This is a genomic window from Allorhizobium ampelinum S4 (assembly GCF_000016285.1).
Taxonomy (GTDB): Bacteria; Pseudomonadota; Alphaproteobacteria; order Rhizobiales; family Rhizobiaceae; genus Allorhizobium; species Allorhizobium ampelinum.
Genome location: NC_011989.1, coordinates 3,564,681 through 3,580,374, shown reverse-complemented (window position 1 = coordinate 3,580,374; position 15,694 = coordinate 3,564,681). Strand labels below are relative to the sequence as shown.

Annotated in this window: 16 protein-coding genes, 1 tRNA gene and 1 riboswitch; of the genes, 11 read left to right on the top strand and 6 right to left on the bottom strand. The window is 58.0% G+C overall.

The window, feature by feature from the left end; translation table 11 throughout:
* Positions 1 to 99: 99 nt before the first annotated feature.
* The 4 genes from AVI_RS16835 to AVI_RS16820 all read right to left on the bottom strand — a co-directional run bounded on the left by AVI_RS16835 (position 100) and on the right by AVI_RS16820 (position 3,325).
* Positions 100 to 1,929: an ABC-F family ATP-binding cassette domain-containing protein gene (locus AVI_RS16835; RefSeq protein WP_015917496.1), complete on the bottom strand. Its 1,830-nt coding sequence runs from the start codon at positions 1,927 to 1,929 to the stop codon at positions 100 to 102.
* A gap of 3 nt (positions 1,930 to 1,932) precedes the next feature.
* Complete coding sequence (locus AVI_RS16830; protein ID WP_015917495.1) at positions 1,933 to 2,592, bottom strand: thiamine diphosphokinase; 660 nt, start codon at positions 2,590 to 2,592, stop codon at positions 1,933 to 1,935.
* Between the two features lie 179 nt (positions 2,593 to 2,771).
* Entirely contained in the window at positions 2,772 to 3,020 is a 249-nt protein-coding gene (gene rpsU, locus AVI_RS16825) for a 30S ribosomal protein S21 (RefSeq protein WP_015917494.1), read from the bottom strand.
* Positions 3,021 to 3,055: 35 nt separating this feature from the next.
* Entirely contained in the window at positions 3,056 to 3,325 is a 270-nt protein-coding gene (locus AVI_RS16820; protein ID WP_015917493.1) for a hypothetical protein, read from the bottom strand.
* A gap of 482 nt (positions 3,326 to 3,807) precedes the next feature.
* On the opposite strand from AVI_RS16820, the gene AVI_RS16815 reads away from it, so the two are divergent.
* The 6 genes from AVI_RS16815 to AVI_RS16790 all read left to right on the top strand — a co-directional run bounded on the left by AVI_RS16815 (position 3,808) and on the right by AVI_RS16790 (position 10,038).
* Positions 3,808 to 4,674 (top strand): AAA family ATPase, encoded by an 867-nt coding sequence (locus AVI_RS16815; RefSeq protein ID WP_015917492.1) that lies wholly within the window; start codon positions 3,808 to 3,810, stop codon positions 4,672 to 4,674.
* Positions 4,675 to 4,734: 60 nt separating this feature from the next.
* A riboswitch (SAM riboswitch) is annotated at positions 4,735 to 4,812 on the top strand.
* 69 nt (positions 4,813 to 4,881) lie between these two features.
* A complete protein-coding gene (metA, locus tag AVI_RS16810) occupies positions 4,882 to 5,811 on the top strand; it encodes a homoserine O-acetyltransferase MetA (RefSeq protein ID WP_015917491.1) in 930 nt (309 codons plus the stop codon).
* Positions 5,808 to 6,260, top strand: a complete 453-nt coding sequence (locus AVI_RS16805; RefSeq protein WP_015917490.1) for a GNAT family N-acetyltransferase — start codon at positions 5,808 to 5,810, stop codon at positions 6,258 to 6,260. Before metA ends, AVI_RS16805 begins: the two co-directional genes overlap by 4 nt.
* 6 nt (positions 6,261 to 6,266) lie before the next feature.
* Entirely contained in the window at positions 6,267 to 7,454 is a 1,188-nt protein-coding gene (locus AVI_RS16800) for a vWA domain-containing protein (protein WP_015917489.1), read from the top strand.
* 177 nt (positions 7,455 to 7,631) lie between these two features.
* Positions 7,632 to 8,642 carry an aldose epimerase family protein gene (locus tag AVI_RS16795; protein ID WP_041698272.1) on the top strand — a complete coding sequence of 337 codons (1,011 nt, stop codon included), beginning with the start codon at positions 7,632 to 7,634 and terminating at the stop codon, positions 8,640 to 8,642.
* A gap of 115 nt (positions 8,643 to 8,757) precedes the next feature.
* Positions 8,758 to 10,038: an MFS transporter gene (locus AVI_RS16790; RefSeq protein ID WP_041697234.1), complete on the top strand. Its 1,281-nt coding sequence runs from the start codon at positions 8,758 to 8,760 to the stop codon at positions 10,036 to 10,038.
* A 185-nt stretch (positions 10,039 to 10,223) separates the two neighbouring features.
* On the opposite strand, the gene AVI_RS16785 is transcribed toward AVI_RS16790, so the two are convergent.
* Positions 10,224 to 10,298 (bottom strand) — tRNA-Gly (locus AVI_RS16785).
* Between the two features lie 306 nt (positions 10,299 to 10,604).
* Between AVI_RS16785 and AVI_RS16780 the strand changes: the two genes are divergently transcribed.
* From AVI_RS16780 to AVI_RS16765, 4 genes are all read left to right on the top strand, one after another.
* Positions 10,605 to 11,114, top strand: coding sequence for a prolyl-tRNA synthetase associated domain-containing protein (locus AVI_RS16780; RefSeq protein ID WP_015917486.1), 510 nt, complete (start codon positions 10,605 to 10,607; stop codon positions 11,112 to 11,114).
* Between the two features lie 184 nt (positions 11,115 to 11,298).
* Entirely contained in the window at positions 11,299 to 12,297 is a 999-nt protein-coding gene (trxA, locus tag AVI_RS16775; protein ID WP_041698271.1) for a thioredoxin, read from the top strand.
* Positions 12,298 to 12,474: 177 nt separating this feature from the next.
* Complete coding sequence (locus AVI_RS16770; RefSeq protein WP_015917484.1) at positions 12,475 to 13,149, top strand: LON peptidase substrate-binding domain-containing protein; 675 nt, start codon at positions 12,475 to 12,477, stop codon at positions 13,147 to 13,149.
* A 33-nt stretch (positions 13,150 to 13,182) separates the two neighbouring features.
* Positions 13,183 to 13,371, top strand: coding sequence for a Trm112 family protein (locus AVI_RS16765; protein WP_015917483.1), 189 nt, complete (start codon positions 13,183 to 13,185; stop codon positions 13,369 to 13,371).
* 50 nt (positions 13,372 to 13,421) lie between these two features.
* On the opposite strand, the gene AVI_RS16760 is transcribed toward AVI_RS16765, so the two are convergent.
* Entirely contained in the window at positions 13,422 to 14,636 is a 1,215-nt protein-coding gene (locus tag AVI_RS16760) for a ubiquinone biosynthesis hydroxylase (RefSeq protein ID WP_041697228.1), read from the bottom strand.
* A gap of 86 nt (positions 14,637 to 14,722) precedes the next feature.
* Here AVI_RS16760 and tesB point away from each other — a divergent pair, with 86 nt between their 5' ends.
* Positions 14,723 to 15,607: an acyl-CoA thioesterase II gene (gene tesB / locus AVI_RS16755; RefSeq protein WP_015917481.1), complete on the top strand. Its 885-nt coding sequence runs from the start codon at positions 14,723 to 14,725 to the stop codon at positions 15,605 to 15,607.
* The last annotated feature ends 87 nt before the right edge of the window (positions 15,608 to 15,694 follow it).

Here is a 15,694-nt window from a genome sequence, read left to right as displayed (position 1 = left end):
TTGAGATATTTGCAAAAGGAATACGAAGAGTCATCTTCAATGACTCTTCGTATAAAGCGCTACAGCGATCTTTGCGCAGGCTGCTATAGAGCGCTTGGGTTACCCCTCCAATTCCTCACGCAGCATTTCCAGTTCCAGCCATTCCTCTTCCATGCGGGCGATGGATTGACGTAGCACTTCCATTTCGGCGGCGAGCTTGTTGAACGTGGCGGGGTCCTTCACGAACAGATTGGGATCGGCCATTTTCGCTTCCCGCAGCGCGATCTCTTTCTCGGCCTTTTCCATTTCCTTCGGCAGGTTTTCCAGCGCAAATTTCTGCTTGAAGGACAGTTTTCCCTTGTTCTTCGGCGCCGTATCACCGCTTTTGCCGCCGCCCTCCTGCGTCTTGGCTTTTTCTGCTTTTTCCACGCGCTTGCGCTCATCTTCCACACCCCGGCGCTGCGCTAGCATGTCGGAATAGCCGCCGGCATATTCGATCCAGTGGCCATTGGGGGCTTCCGGATTGGCGGGGGCGATGGTCGAGGTCACTGTGCGGTCGAGGAAATCACGGTCATGGCTGACGAGGATGACAGTGCCGGAATAGCCGGTGACGATTTCCTGAAGCAGGTCCAGCGTCTCGATATCAAGGTCATTGGTCGGCTCGTCAAGGATCAGCAGGTTGGACGGCTTGGCCATGATCCGCGCCAGCATCAGCCGGGCCCGCTCGCCGCCGGACAGGTTGCGGATCGGGGTGCGGGCCTGTTCCGGCTGAAATAGGAATTCCTTCATATAGCCGGTGACATGTTTCTGCTCGCCATTAACCAGCAGGTTCTCGCCGCGCCCATCCGTCAGGTAATTGGCCAGCGTGTCATCAGGGTTGAGGTCCTCGCGCTTCTGGTCAAGCGTGGCAATTTCCAGATTGGTGCCGAGCTTGATCGTGCCTTCGTCGGGCGAAAGTTGACCGGTCAGCATTTTCAACAGCGTGGTTTTGCCAGCGCCATTCGGGCCGACCAGACCGATACAGTCGCCGCGATGCACGCGGATTGAAAACGGCGCGATAATCGTCCGCTCGCCATAGGCCTTGGTGATCTTGTCGGCCTCTATCACCAGCTTGCCGCTTTCCTTGCCCTCGGTGGCGCTGGCAAGGATCGTTCCTTGCGGACCTTTATGGCCACGATAGTCGGCGCGCAGGGTCTGGAGGTTGCCAAGCCGGCGCATATTGCGCTTGCGCCGTGCCGTTACGCCGTAGCGCAGCCAATGTTCTTCGCGCTCGATGGCTTTGCCCAGCTTGTGCTGTTCGATCTCTTCTTCTTCCAGCACCTTGTCGCGCCATTCCTCGAAATGGCCAAAGCCACGCGCCAGACGGCGCGACAGGCCGCGATCCAGCCAGACGGTTGCGGTCGAGCATTTCTCCAGAAAGCGACGGTCATGGGAGATTAGGACAAGGGCGCTGCGGGTCTTGCGCAACTCTTCTTCCAGCCATTCGATGGTCGGCAGGTCGAGATGGTTGGTCGGCTCATCCAGCATCAGGATGTCGGGTTCCGGTGCCAGCACCCGGGCGAGGGCTGCGCGGCGCGCTTCCCCGCCCGACAGGCTTTTCGGATCTTCCTGACCGCTCAGGCCCAGATGCTCCAGCAGATAGGTGACGCGGTACGGGTCGTCGCCCGGACCAAGCCCGGCCTCGGCATAGGCCTGCACGGTGGCGTGGCTGCCGAAATCCGGGGCCTGTTCGAGATAGCGGATGGTGGCCGAGGGGTGTCGAAACACCTCACCCGATTGGGCCTCGACCAGACCGGCGGCGATCTTCATCAGGGTGGACTTGCCAGAGCCGTTGCGGCCGACAAGGCAGATTCGGTCGCCCGGTTCCACTTGCAGGCCAGCGCCGTTGAGCAGCGGTGCGCCGCCGAAGGACAGGAAGATATTGTCAAGTTTCAGGATTGGCGGTGCCAAGGGTCACGCTCCGGTCATGTCATAAGGGCGGGCAAGGATCACGGCATCTCCGCTGCCAAGCGACAGCGTTACCGGACCTTCGGCCACATTGGAAATGGTGCGGGACGATCCGAACGGCAGATCGAAACCCTGCAATGGATAGCGCGCGCCGTCGATGGTGAGGCCTGCCAGCGCGGAAAAGCCGAGAATGGAAAACAACGAACCCTGCGGCAGGTCCAGTGTCATGGTTTTACCCGGCAGAAGCGGCCATGCCTCCTCCTCACCGGATGTGAGGTGCAGATCAAGTCCCTGGGCCGCCAGCGCCACCGCTAGCAGCAGATGCATCATCGCATGATCGGATCGCTCTCCCCCAAGCGCGCCCGCCAGCAGAAGGGAGGTCGCGCCACGCTTGCGGGCTTCTTCAATGGCGATTTCACCATCTGTGAGGTTCTTGCGGGCGGGATAGGGAAGGCGCGGGATATCCGGAAACCGGTCTGCCGGAAGATCGTCGGAACTGTCGAAATCACCCACCCAAAGCTCAGGCGTCAATCCCAGCGGTTCGGCATGGCGCATGCCGCCATCGGCAGCGATGGCGCGGGTTCCTGCAACGGAGCCGAGCAGCCGGGGCGTAATGGCGAGGGGACCGCCGAGCAGAATGGTGAAGGTGCTTTCCGTCATGGCCATGCCATAACGCATCTGAGGCCAAATGCAAAAGGCGTTCCGTGATCAACGGAACGCCTGCGGCATTTTCCAGTCCGATTGCCCGAGGCATAATTGCATGGAACAAGGGATTCGAGACCTGCACGGATTTGCCTGGTCTCGATTTTATGGCCAAGGGCGATGTGTCCCTTGCCCTTCTGCCCTTACCCTTGGGCGCGTGGTGCAAAAACTTTTTTCTTCGGCGCAGGCAGAAGGCCCTCGCGCTGAAGCTTCTTGCGGGCCAGCTTGCGGGTGCGGCGCACGGCCTCGGCCTTTTCGCGGGTCTTCTTTTCCGACGGCTTTTCATAGGCCGAACGGGCCTTCATTTCACGAAACAGGCCTTCGCGCTGCATTTTCTTCTTCAGCACGCGCAATGCCTGCTCAACATTGTTATCCCTGACGAGTACCTGCACTGTCTCTCCTTTGATGGTTGAGGATGATAATCTGGTTATTTCGAATTGACTGGCGTTGCCCAGGCCCCGCCGGCCTTTTGTGTTTTTGAGGCGGTGCCGGACCGTGGCGAACGGCTGACATCGATCTCGTCCTCGGCAATCGACCGGTCGAACGTTTCGCTCTCGAAGCGAACCCGATACCGGCGTGCGCCCTGGGATTCCGGCAGGGTGGCAAGCACCTTGCAGACGCCGACCGACCGGGAGAGCCTGACGGGACCGTCTTTCAGGACGACCATGTCGCCTGTCTTGTATAAATGCGCCGTCATGCCGGTCTCCTTGCAGGATTACTGCTCGCGGATCAAATGCCGAAACGAAAATGCGCCGGGAAACCGCTTTGGTTTCGCCAGGGCGAAAAGATGCGGACAACAGTGCGAACGGCGCGGTGCGGATTTTTGTAGCGCTGTGCGCCGATACCGGCGCTCACGTGTCGCTGCAAAAACGGATAGTCCCTGCCCAATCCTGCCATCGAACCGCACCCGGTTCAGCGGCACAGACAAAAAACCGGAACGTCCGGCCTTGCAGTTCAGTCAGGCAGAGGAAAGTTTAACTCATGCCCATTCGGGGCCAAAGCGCTTTCCTGCCGGAAAAGGTGACCCCATCCTGAATGGTTGAGCAGGATGTGGGGGCCAAACTGGCAGATTTCAAACAAAATACAAGCTTTATTTGTGAAGAGATTGGCCTGCACCGGCTTGTCGCTGGCTGTGCCGCTGATTACTTTCAGCGAAATTCACGATGAATTGGAGAGATCATGCCATTTGCCGGGCAATTCACCGGAAGCGCCGATTATATCGCCGACAAGGACCTGACGGTGGCCGTCAATGCGGCTATTGCGCTGGAACGGCCGCTGCTGGTCAAGGGGGAGCCAGGCACCGGCAAGACCGAACTGGCCCGTCAGGTTGCGGCAGCCCTTGGTCTCGATATGATTGAATGGACGATCAAATCCACCACCAAGGCGCAGCAGGGGCTTTACGAATATGATGCCGTGTCGCGCCTGCGCGATAGCCAGCTGGGCGATCCACGCGTCAGCGATATCGGCAATTATATAAGGCGCGGCAAGCTCTGGGAAGCCTTTGCCGCAGGCCGGAAAACCGTGCTGCTGATTGATGAGATCGACAAGGCCGATATCGAGTTTCCCAACGATCTGTTGCAGGAACTGGATCGGATGGAGTTTCACGTTTATGAGACCGGTGAGCGGGTGAAGGCGCAGGTGCGCCCGATCGTCATCATCACCTCCAATAATGAGAAGGAACTGCCCGACGCCTTCCTGCGCCGCTGTTTCTTCCACTATATCCGCTTTCCGGATGCCGAAACGCTGGCGCGGATCGTTGAGGTTCACTATCCCGGCATCAAGCAGCAGCTGCTCCAGGCGGCCTTGACCCGGTTTTACGAGATCCGCGAAACGCCGGGCGTGAAAAAACGTCCATCGACCTCGGAAGCCCTGGACTGGATACGCCTGCTGGTGGCCGATGAGGTCGATCCCGCCGATCTGCGCATCGATGCAGCCAATGCCCTGCCGAAACTGCACGGCGCGCTTTTGAAGAATGAGCAGGACGTGCATCTGTTCGAGCGGCTGGCCTTCATGGCCCGGCGGGATGGAGCGCGGGACGGGCGCTGATCCGTGCTGCGGTGCAGCTTATGTTTTCATTGATTCGTAACGGGTGAAGGCGTAAATAAGCGCCTGTCTCGTGGTGATTTGGCCGGCCGGCTTGCAGCCACGTAAAATAAATTGCTAAAGGGCCGAGGCAAGTTATTCAAGACTTTCCGAGGCCGATGGCGATAGCAAAGCTGCCGCACCGTGCCGTGACAGGAAAGTTTAAAGCTGATGCCGATCAAGATTCCCGATACGCTCCCCGCCTTCGACGCTCTCGTTCATGAGGGTGTGCGGGTGATGACGGAAACCGCAGCGATCCGTCAGGATATTCGCCCGTTGCAGATCGCCCTGCTCAATCTCATGCCCAACAAGATCAAGACCGAGGTGCAATTTGCCCGGCTGATCGGTGCATCGCCATTGCAGGTGGAACTGACCCTGGTGCGGATCGGCGGGCATAAGGCCAAGAACACGCCCGAAGAGCATCTCCTGTCCTTCTACCAGACCTGGGAAGAGGTGAAGCACCGCAAGTTCGATGGACTGATCATTACCGGTGCGCCGGTGGAAACGCTGCCCTTTGAAGACGTCACCTATTGGAGCGAGATGCAGCAGATTTTCGACTGGACGCAAACCAATGTCCACACGACGATGAATGTCTGCTGGGGGGCGATGGCGGCGATCTATCACTTCCACAAGGTGCCGAAACATGGGCTGAAGGAAAAGGCTTTCGGCGTGTTCCGCCACCGCAATCTGGCACCCTCCTCCATCTATCTCAACGGCTTCTCGGATGATTTTCAGGTGCCGGTCTCACGCTGGACCGAAGTACGCCGCGCCGATATCGAAAAAGTGCCGGACCTGAACATCCTGATGGAATCCGACGAGATGGGTGTCTGCCTGGTGCAGGAGGACAAGGGCAATCGGCTCTATATGTTCAATCACGTCGAATATGATTCCACCTCGCTGGCGGATGAATATTTCCGCGACGTCAGCGCCGGCATCCCGATCCGCCTGCCATATGATTACTTTCCCCACAACGATGATACACTGACGCCGCTCAACCGCTGGCGCAGCCATGCGCATCTGCTGTTTGGAAACTGGATCAACGAAATGTATCAGACCACCAGCTATGATTTGAACGATATCGGCAAGGGGCGCGGCATATGAGCAGCGAACTTCTGGTCCGTCCCCTGACTGTTGACGACGAGGCAGACTGGCGCCGCCTGTGGCGCGCCTATCTCGCCTTTTACGAAACGGAACTGCCCGAAGAGATCTATGCGACCACCTTTGCCCGGCTGACGGGGCAGGGAGCTGGCGAATTTCGCGGGTTTCTGGCTGTGGCCGGAGGGAAGGCTGTCGGCCTCCGCCATTATGTCTTTCATCGGTCCTGCTGGTATATTGCCGATGTCTGCTATCTTCAGGATCTCTATGTCGATCCTGAGGTGCGTGGGCTTGGCATCGGCCGGGCGCTGATTGCAGCGGTCAATGCGGCGGCGATGGAGATCGGCGCGGGCAAGGTCTATTGGATGACCCAGGAGTTTAACAGAACGGCCCGTCGCCTCTATGATCAGGTGGCGGACAAGACCCCCTTTATCATCTACCAGCAACCGCTCTGAGCGCCGATGTTCCTGCCTTTCTTCCTCAAGCTCAAACAAGAAAAAGTCCCGGTCTCCCTCGGGGAATATCTGGCCTTGCTGGAAGGGGTGCAGCGCGGCCTTGTCGATTTCGACATTGAGGCTTTCTACTATTTGGCGCGCACGACGCTGATCAAGGATGAGCGGCATATCGACCGTTTCGATCTGGCCTTTTCTGAATGTTTCAAGGGGTTGGAAGCGACTGGTGGGTTGGAGGCGGGTGTCTCCCAGACCGCTCTGCCGGAAGAATGGTTGCGCAAGCTGACCGAAAAACACCTGTCCGACGAAGACAAGAAACTGATCGAAGCCATGGGTGGTTTCGACAGGCTGATGGAAACGCTGAAACAGCGGCTGGCCGAGCAAAAGGAGCGCCATCAGGGCGGCTCAAAATGGATCGGCACGGCGGGGACCTCGCCCTTCGGGGCCTATGGCTACAATCCGGAAGGGGTGAGGATCGGCCAGGACGGATCACGCCATCGCCGCGCCGTCAAGGTGTGGGACCAGCGGGAATTTCGCAATCTCGACGATTCCGTCGCGCTTGGCACCCGCAATATCAAAGTTGCCCTGCGCCGGTTGCGGCGGTTCGTGCGGCAAGGTGCGCCGGACGAGTTTGATTTGAGCGGTACGATCCGCGCAACGGCAGAGCATGGCTATCTTGACATCAAGACCCAGGCGGAACGGCGAAATGCCGTCAAGCTGCTGATGTTCTTCGATATCGGTGGCTCCATGGACGATCACGTCAAAGGCGTGGAAGAGTTGTTTTCGGCAGCCCGGTCGGAATTTCGGCATATGGAGCATTTCTACTTCCACAATTGCCTTTATGAGCGCGTATGGAAAGACAATCGCCGCCGCCGGACCGATGTCATCCCGACGGAAGAGATTATCCGCACCTATGGGCCGGATTACCGGGTGATCTTCGTCGGCGATGCGGCGATGAGCCCCTATGAGATCACCATGATCGGCGGATCGGTGGAGCATTGGAATGGCGAGCCTGGCGCGCTCTGGCTTTCGCGCATCACGGCGCATTTTCGCAAATGTCTGTGGCTCAACCCGATGCAGCAGGAGCATTGGGCCTATACCCATTCGATCGGTTTGATTTCGCGTCTCATGGGCGGGCGCATGCATCCTCTGACGCTTGGCGGGTTGGAGGATGCGGCACGCGAGCTGTCGCGTTAATCCGGCCCGCATCGTCTATGGTGCGTTGATGTTTGCTGTAACGCCTTATGGTTGCTGGATATTTTATCTCTGATCGATTTCGGTTTGAGGAATTATGCAATAAACCTATGTGACACAGCAGAAACGATGACGCGCCCGCCTCAGGCAGGCACCGTCGATGCAAGGGTGAGGAAGCATATGCAGCGTCTGGAATTTGGCACGACCACCAAGGGTGAAACGGTAGAGCAGGTCACGCTGCATGGCGGTGGCCTGAAGGCCAAGGTGCTGACCTGGGGAGCGGTGATCCAGGATCTCAGGATGGAAGGCCATGTGGCACCGCTGGTGCTGGGTTTCGAGCGGTTCGAGGATTATGCGATCCATTCACCCTATTTCGGGGCGACGCCCGGGCGCTTGGCCAATCGCATCGCCAACGGACGTTTTACCCTTGATGGTGAAGACTATCAGCTGGAATGCAACGAGCGCGGCCTTACCCATCTGCATGGCGGCAGCGATGGCATTGGTAGGCGCAATTGGACGATTGCCGATCTTGATCGTGACCGGGTGGTGCTCGAGATCACCGATCCGGCGGGCCGGGCCGGTTATCCCGGCAATGCCTACATCCGGGCGACTTATCACCTCCAGGATGACGGTGTGCTGTCGGTGGTCTATGAAACCACCACGGACGCGCCGACCCTTGCCAATCTCTGCCAGCATTCCTATTTCAACCTGGATGATTCGCCTGACATGCTGGATCATGAGCTGATGATTGCTGCCGATCACTACCTGCCTGTCGATGACCGCCTGATTCCGACTGGAGAGCAGCGTCCGGTGATCGGTACGCCGTTTGATTTCCGGCAGATGGGCGTCATGCGTCGCACAGAGGACGGCGTTCAGGTGCCCTTCGACAACAATTTCTGTCTGTCGCAGACACGGGTGGCCAAGCGCAGCGTCGCCATGGCCCGCAGCCTGAAATCCGGCGTTTCCATGGAAGTGCGTACCACCGAACCCGGCGTTCAATTCTACGCGGGCGTCTACCTGAATATACCGGTTTCCGGTCTTGAGGGCCGTCGCTACGGCGCTTATGCCGGTTTCTGTCTGGAAACCCAGATCTGGCCGGATGCCATCAACCAGGCCGGTTTCTCAAGTGCTGTCCTTCGGCCCGGTGAAACACTGCGCCAGGAAACGGACTATGTGTTTTCCGTGAGCTGATGGTTTTTTGCACGGCTTTGTCCAAGGGTGTGCGGGGAACAATTCAGCGTGTAATCCTGTTTCCTTTACCCGTCCTTAGCAGCCGCAGGAGGGGACGGTTGTGGGAGGACATGACTTGGTTTCCGAAAAAGCACTGATTTCAAAAATCACCTGGCGGCTGATGCCGTTTCTGGGGCTTCTCTACCTGATTGCCTATATTGATCGGCAGAATGTCAGTTACGCGAAATTGCAAATGGTCGATGCGCTGGGCCTCAGCGAATATGCCTATGGGTTGGGGGCGTCGCTGTTCTTTATCGGCTATTTTCTATTTGAAGTGCCGAGTAACCTGTTTCTTGAGCGGTTTGGCGCCAGCCGCTGGTTTGCGCGCATTCTGGTGTCCTGGGGAGCGGTGACCATTGCGCTTGCCTATACCCAGAACGCGACGATGTTCTACATCCTGCGCTTTCTGCTGGGTGTCTGCGAGGCAGGTTTCTTTCCGGGCGTGCTCTATCTGCTGACGCTGTGGTTCCCAAGGGATTATCGTGGCCGGATGGTTGGCCTGTTCATGATTTTCAGCGCCCTTGCCAATGCTATTGGTGCGCCCTTGGGCGGCGTGTTGCTCGATCTCGATGGGTTCCTGGGCTATCAGGGTTGGGAGTGGGTGTTCCTGGCGACCGGTATTCCCGCGGTTCTGGCTGGTATCGTCACCTGGTTTTATCTCGCCGATACGCCAGCCAAGGCGCATTTTTTGACGGACGCGGAAAAAGCCTGGCTTCAGGCCCGGCTGGATGCCGAAAACACCGGAATGGACGCGAATGCCGACAATGGCTTCAAGGCATTGATCAATCCGCGCGTGCTGCTGATGTCGCTCTGCTATGTCGGCTTTCCACTCGCCGCTTATGGCTTGAGCTATTGGCTGCCGACCATCGTCAAGGGGTTTGGCGTGTCGAATACGGTGAATGGCCTGATCAACATCATCCCCTGGGTTGCTGTTGCCATCGCGCTCTATGTTGTGCCATCGGCGGCTGACCGGACGGAGAACAAGACGCCCTATATCGTCATACCGGCCTTTGTCGGTGCCGTCAGTCTTGTGATGTCGGCAGTGCTGACAGACCAGGTGTTGCAATTTGCGTTTCTGTGCCTTGCCGCCGCCGGGATCTTCGCAGGCCAGCCGGTGTTCTGGAGCCTGCCATCGCGCTTCCTGAAAGGGGCCGGTGCCGCCGCCGGTCTGGCTGCCATCAACTCGGTCGGCAATCTCGGAGGGTTTGTTGCCCAGAATGTCGTGCCATTGATCCGCGACCAGACAGGCAGCACGATTGCTCCGATGTTCTTTCTGGCAGCCTGCCTCGCCATTGCTGGCGTGCTGGTCATTATCATTGGTAGGGTGATGGGACATAAGCCGATACGGGCGACCTGACGCAGCATTCCGGTGTCGCCATTCGGAGCGCGTTTGGCGACGCCAATTTGCTATAGGCACATTTTAAGAGCTTATAGGGAAGGGTTTAACGCAGTCGGTTTTGCAGCCCAAACCACGCAGCCGGACACGGAAAACCTCGATCTCCCTTTCGGGAAGGCATATTCTTGAATTCATCTTTGTAAAATTGGAGCGGGCGAAGGGATTCGAACCCTCGACCCCAACCTTGGCAAGGTTGTGCTCTACCCCTGAGCTACGCCCGCTCATTATCCACCGGTCCGGGGTAGTACGCTGAACCGTGGGTCGCTGTGTTGCGGCGACGGGCGGTATATGGCCCAACTGCTTTTCGATTGCAACAGGGAAATGACGGCGGGTCCAAGATTTTTTCCAATCGCCGCCTAAGCTATTCTGCGGCAATGAAAATTTTGAACGTTTGATGAGAGGGCGCGATAAAGGTTTGTCGAGGGACATTTGGATATCCGAATGGCGCACAAAACAGTTGAAGGATATCGCTTGATATCGTTTAACCGCAGCATGCCACTGAGACTTTATTCTGAAGCAGGACCATGATGACAGAGATTGTGCCGAAATCGACCGCAGACCTGTTTGCATGCCTCGATAGCCTCGGCATCGAGCACCGGACAGTGTCACATCCGCCAGTCTTTACCGTGGCAGAATCGGTCTCCCTACGCGATGAGATTCCTGGCGGTCATACCAAGAACCTGTTCGTCAAGGACAAGAAGGATCAGTTCTTTCTGCTGGTGGTCGAGGAAAACGCCATTGTCGATTTGAAGACAGTCCATATCCTGCTTGGGGCGGCCAGCAAGGTATCGTTTGGCAAGCCGGAAAAGCTGATGGAGTATCTGGGGGTTGTCCCAGGATCGGTAACTGCTTTCGGCGCAATGAACGATACGGGCAACAAGGTGACATTCGTTCTGGACGCAGACCTGATGCAGCATGAGATCATCAATTGCCATCCGCTGTCGAATGACGCTACAACCTCGATCGGTCGTGATGATCTGTTGCGCTTTCTGATGGCGACAGGACATGAAGCACTCGTCTTGAAAGTCACGGCCTGAGGCACGATTTAAACGCTTGCAGGTTCATTGAAATCCAAGGAACCCTGTAAAGATCATGTGGCCGGGACAAGGGCTGCGATATCTGTTGCGGTATGAAACGGAACTTGCGGACGGTGGAAATAAGGCGGCACCTGGAATGCGTTTGCAAAACGCCCGGGCTGTCATGAACAGGCGGGAGATGGTGATGAGCAATTCTGGTAATCCATATGGCGGCTCCTATGGCGGGCAGATGACGGCCAATGCGCAATTTGGCGCAGCACCTGCTGCGGCAGCGCCAGCGTCTGCAGGAGCATCGCCCGCCGGTGGTCTGATCAAGGATACGACGACCCAGGGCTTTGCCAAGGATGTGCTGGAAGAATCCCGCCGCCAGCCCGTCCTGGTGGATTTCTGGGCGCCCTGGTGTGGCCCTTGCCGCCAGTTGACGCCGATCATCGAAAAGGCGGTCAATGAGGCCAAGGGCAAGGTCAAGCTGGTCAAGATGAATATCGACGAGCATCCGGCCATTGCCGGCCAGCTTGGCATCCAGTCCATTCCTGCCGTCGTCGCCTTTGTCGATGGCCGTCCTGCCGATGGCTTCATGGGCGCGCTGCCGGAAAGTCAGGTCAAGCAGTTCATCGACAAGCTCGGTGGCCCGGACGGCGGTGCCGATCAGGCAGCGGAAATCGAGGCTGTGCTGGTAGAAGCCAAGGGGCTTTACGACGACGGCGATTTCGACGGCGCTGCCCAGCTCTATGCGGCCGTCATGCAGGCCGATCCGGAAAATGCCAAGGCGGTTGCTGGTATTGCCGAATGCATGCTGGCCCTCAACCAGCATGAACGGGTGCGCCAGATTGTCGATGGCCTGCCCGAAGAGCTGGCGAAAGCCCCGGAAATCCAGGCCGTGGCGAAAAAGCTGGAGCAAATCGAGGAGGCTCGCAAGCTGGGCGATCCGGTGGCGCTGGAGCAGCAACTGTCGCTTAACCCTGACGATCACGAGGCGCGGCTGAAACTCGCCAAGATCCGCAATGTAGAGGGCAAGCGTGAAGACGCAGCCGATCATCTGCTGTTGATTATGAAAAAAGACCGGACCTTCGACGATGATGGTGCGCGTCGCCAACTGGTTGAATTTTTCGAGGTCTGGGGTCCGAAGGACCCCGCCACCATTCAGGCTCGGCGCAAGCTGTCTTCGATCCTGTTTTCGTAACGGGCTTGCAGGCAGAGAATGGGACGAGCCCTGTTCAAGGACTGAACCCTATACGTTCGGACGGGCGGAAGTTGTGTTCTGTGGCAGGCGCATCTTGAGATTTGCCGGGCGCATGCCACATTATAAGGAATTAAAGAGCGACAGGGCATTGGCTCGGTGCTCTTTCAGGAGGGTGGAATGCAGGTCGGCAATGCGCGATATCTGACGGCGGCTGATTTTCCGGAGACATTGCCGGTTTTTCCGCTGGCAGGAGCTCTTCTGCTGCCCGGTGGGCAATTGCCACTGAATATATTCGAGCCGCGCTATCTGGAAATGTTCGATGCCGCGCTGCGCAGCAATCGGCTGATCGGCATGATTCAACCGGCATTGACCGAGCCCTATGAGATTGCTACCGGCATTCCGGCCCTCTGCAGCATGGGATGTATCGGTCGGATCACCTCTTTCGCCGAGACAGGCGATGGCCGCTATATTCTGTCGCTGGGTGGAATCTGCCGTTTCCGGCTGAGCGAAGAGCTGAAAACCACCCATCCATTCCGCACGGTGCGAATTTCGCCGTTCATGGCCGATCTGGCGGCCGAAGGCCAGGAAAACAGCGTGGATCGGGAGCGGTTGCTCGCGGTGTTCCGAGCTTATCTCGATGCCAACAAGCTGGAGGCGGATTGGGAAAGCGTCCAACGCGCCAGCAATCTGACCCTGGTCAATTCTTTGTCGATGATGTCGCCTTTTACGCCTGCTGAAAAACAGGCCTTACTGGAGGCCACCGATCTGCATAGCCGCACGGAAACGCTGATTGCCATTACCGAAATTTATCTGGCACGCGGTTTCGGCGATGTGGAGCCGGTTTTACAGTAAGGGTGAATGGGCAGAGAATGAAGGAGCGCAGCCATGGATCAGCGGATGAACGGTGTCGATCCGAAAATGCTGGAATTGCTGGTCTGCCCGCTGACCAATGGCCGTTTGACCCTTAACCGGGAAAACAACGAGCTGGTTTCGGAAAAGGCAAGGCTAGCCTATCCCATCCGCGATGGCATTCCGATCATGCTGGTCTCGGAAGCCCGCAAGATTGAAGACTGAAGGCGCTCTTTACAGCCATTTGTCTGCCAAACCGGCCTCTTGATCCTTTGTCAGATCGACTGACCGGTCAGAAGTTTCGGGCCGCCCTTCACCGATGTTCCGGCAGCCTCGGAAATGAAATAGCTTTTCAGCTTTGGTAGCCGCTCCACCAGGCCCAGCCCGAAATCCCGCGCGATTCTTAACGGCGTAATATCGTTGGAAAACAGCCGGTTCAGCACGTCGGTGGTGACGCCCATCCGGAATGTGTCGAAGCGCCGCCAGGTCTGGTAGCGTTCCAGAACCGTGAGGTCGCCGATATCGAGGCCGAGGCGATCGGCATCGACGATTGTTTCTGCCAGCGCCGCCACATCCTTGAAACCAAGATTGAGGCCCTGGCCGGAAATCGGATGAATACCATGGGCGGCGTCGCCTGCCAGCGCCAGCCTTGGTCCGATAAACGAGCGGGCCAGCGTCAGTCCCAGCGGAAAGGCGCGGCGGTCGCCGGTGGCACGGATTGCGCCGAGTTTGTGGCCGAAACGGCGCTCCAGTTCGGTTTCGAACATCAGATCGTCCTCGGCGACCAGCCGGTCCGCATCCTCGCTGCGCTCGGTCCAGACCAGCGATGAGCGATTGCCGGTCAACGGCAGGATAGCGAAGGGTCCGGCTGGCAGGAAATGTTCCTCTGCTACCCCTTCATGCGGACGCTCGTGTTCGACCGTGGTGACAATCCCGGACTGGCCATAGGCCCAGGTGACGGTCTTGATCCCCGCCATGTCCCTGACGCGCGAGCGCACGCCGTCACAGGCAACAACCAGACGGCAGTCAAGGGTTGTGCCATCGGAAAGCGCGACTTCGGCCTTATGGCCTTTCACGGAAAAGCCTGCGGCTTTCACGCCATGGCGGATGGAAATTCCCGCCGCACCGGCAGCATCGAGAAGCGCGCCGACCATGGCGACATTGGGCACCATATAGGCGAAGGGCTTGCCTTCCTCGACTTCGCCGTCAAAGGTCAGGTAGACGGGCCGGACCGGATCGCTGGTGCGCGAATCGGTAACGATCATCCTGTTGATCGGCTGAGATTGCGGTTCGATCGTGCTCCAGACGCCGAAAACCTCCAGCATTTTGGTGGCTGCCGCAATCACCGCCGAGGCCCGTGGGTCCTTGCGCCACTGGCCTTCGGGGGCTGCTTCGATTACCGTCACGTCCAGATGCGGCGCGGCGCGCTTGACGGCGAGCGCCGCCGAGAGACCGACATATCCGCCTCCGACTACAACCAGATCCGCCATCATCTACTCCCTTACAGCTTGTATCGCGCTTCGGGTCTTATATAGATCAGTTGGACCCGACTTCCTACCGCCGGAGCTTTTCCAAAATGCCGCAGACAGAAAATTCCGCCACACCGATGGAAAAACTGATCGAAACGCTGAACCTGGAGGCATTGGAAGTCAATTTGTTCCGAGGCACCAGCCCGCAGGTCGGATGGCAGAGGGTATTCGGCGGCCAGGTCATCGCTCAGGCCTTGATGGCAGCCCAGCGCTGTGTCGATGGCGAGCGGTATGTTCACTCCTTGCATGCCTATTTCTTGCGTCCCGGCGATCCGACGGTGCCAATCCTCTATCAGGTCGAGCGGACCCGTGACGGCGCCAGCTTTTCGACGCGCCGGGTCGTTGCTATCCAGCACGGCCAGATGATATTTTCGATGTCGGCCTCTTTCCAGCAAGAAGAAGAAGGCTTTTCCCACCAGCTCGTCATGCCCAATGTGACGCCGCCGGAAGGGTTGATGGGCGAGCGGGAATTTCGCGAAATGTTTCTGTCGCAAGCGCCCGCCCATATCCGGGCCTATTGGGCAAGAGAGCGGCCGGTGGAATTTCGCCCCACCTCCTTCCTGCATTATCTGACAAAGGACAAGCTGGAGCCAAAGGCCGATATCTGGGTGCGTATGACCGGTGTTGTGCCGGATGATCGCCGCTTGCAAGCCGCCGTGCTGGCCTATCTCTCGGACATGACGCTGCTGGATGTCTCGCTCTATGCGCATGGAGTGTCCGTCTTCGACCAGCGGATCCAGGCCGCCAGCCTCGACCACGCCATGTGGTTCCATCTGCCCACTAGGCTGGATGACTGGCTGCTCTATTCACAGGACAGCCCCAGCGCGTCGGGTGGCCGGGGAATGACCAGAGGCTCAATTTATACGCGGACGGGCCAGCTGGTTGTTTCCGTTGCCCAGGAGGGCTTGATTCGGAAAAAGGCAAATGATTAAATTTTGTGCTGTTTTTTGATTTTGCACAAAAAAAACCATGTTTTCGCCCATTCCTGTGCCTTTTTTTTGGCGCTCTCCATTATAACC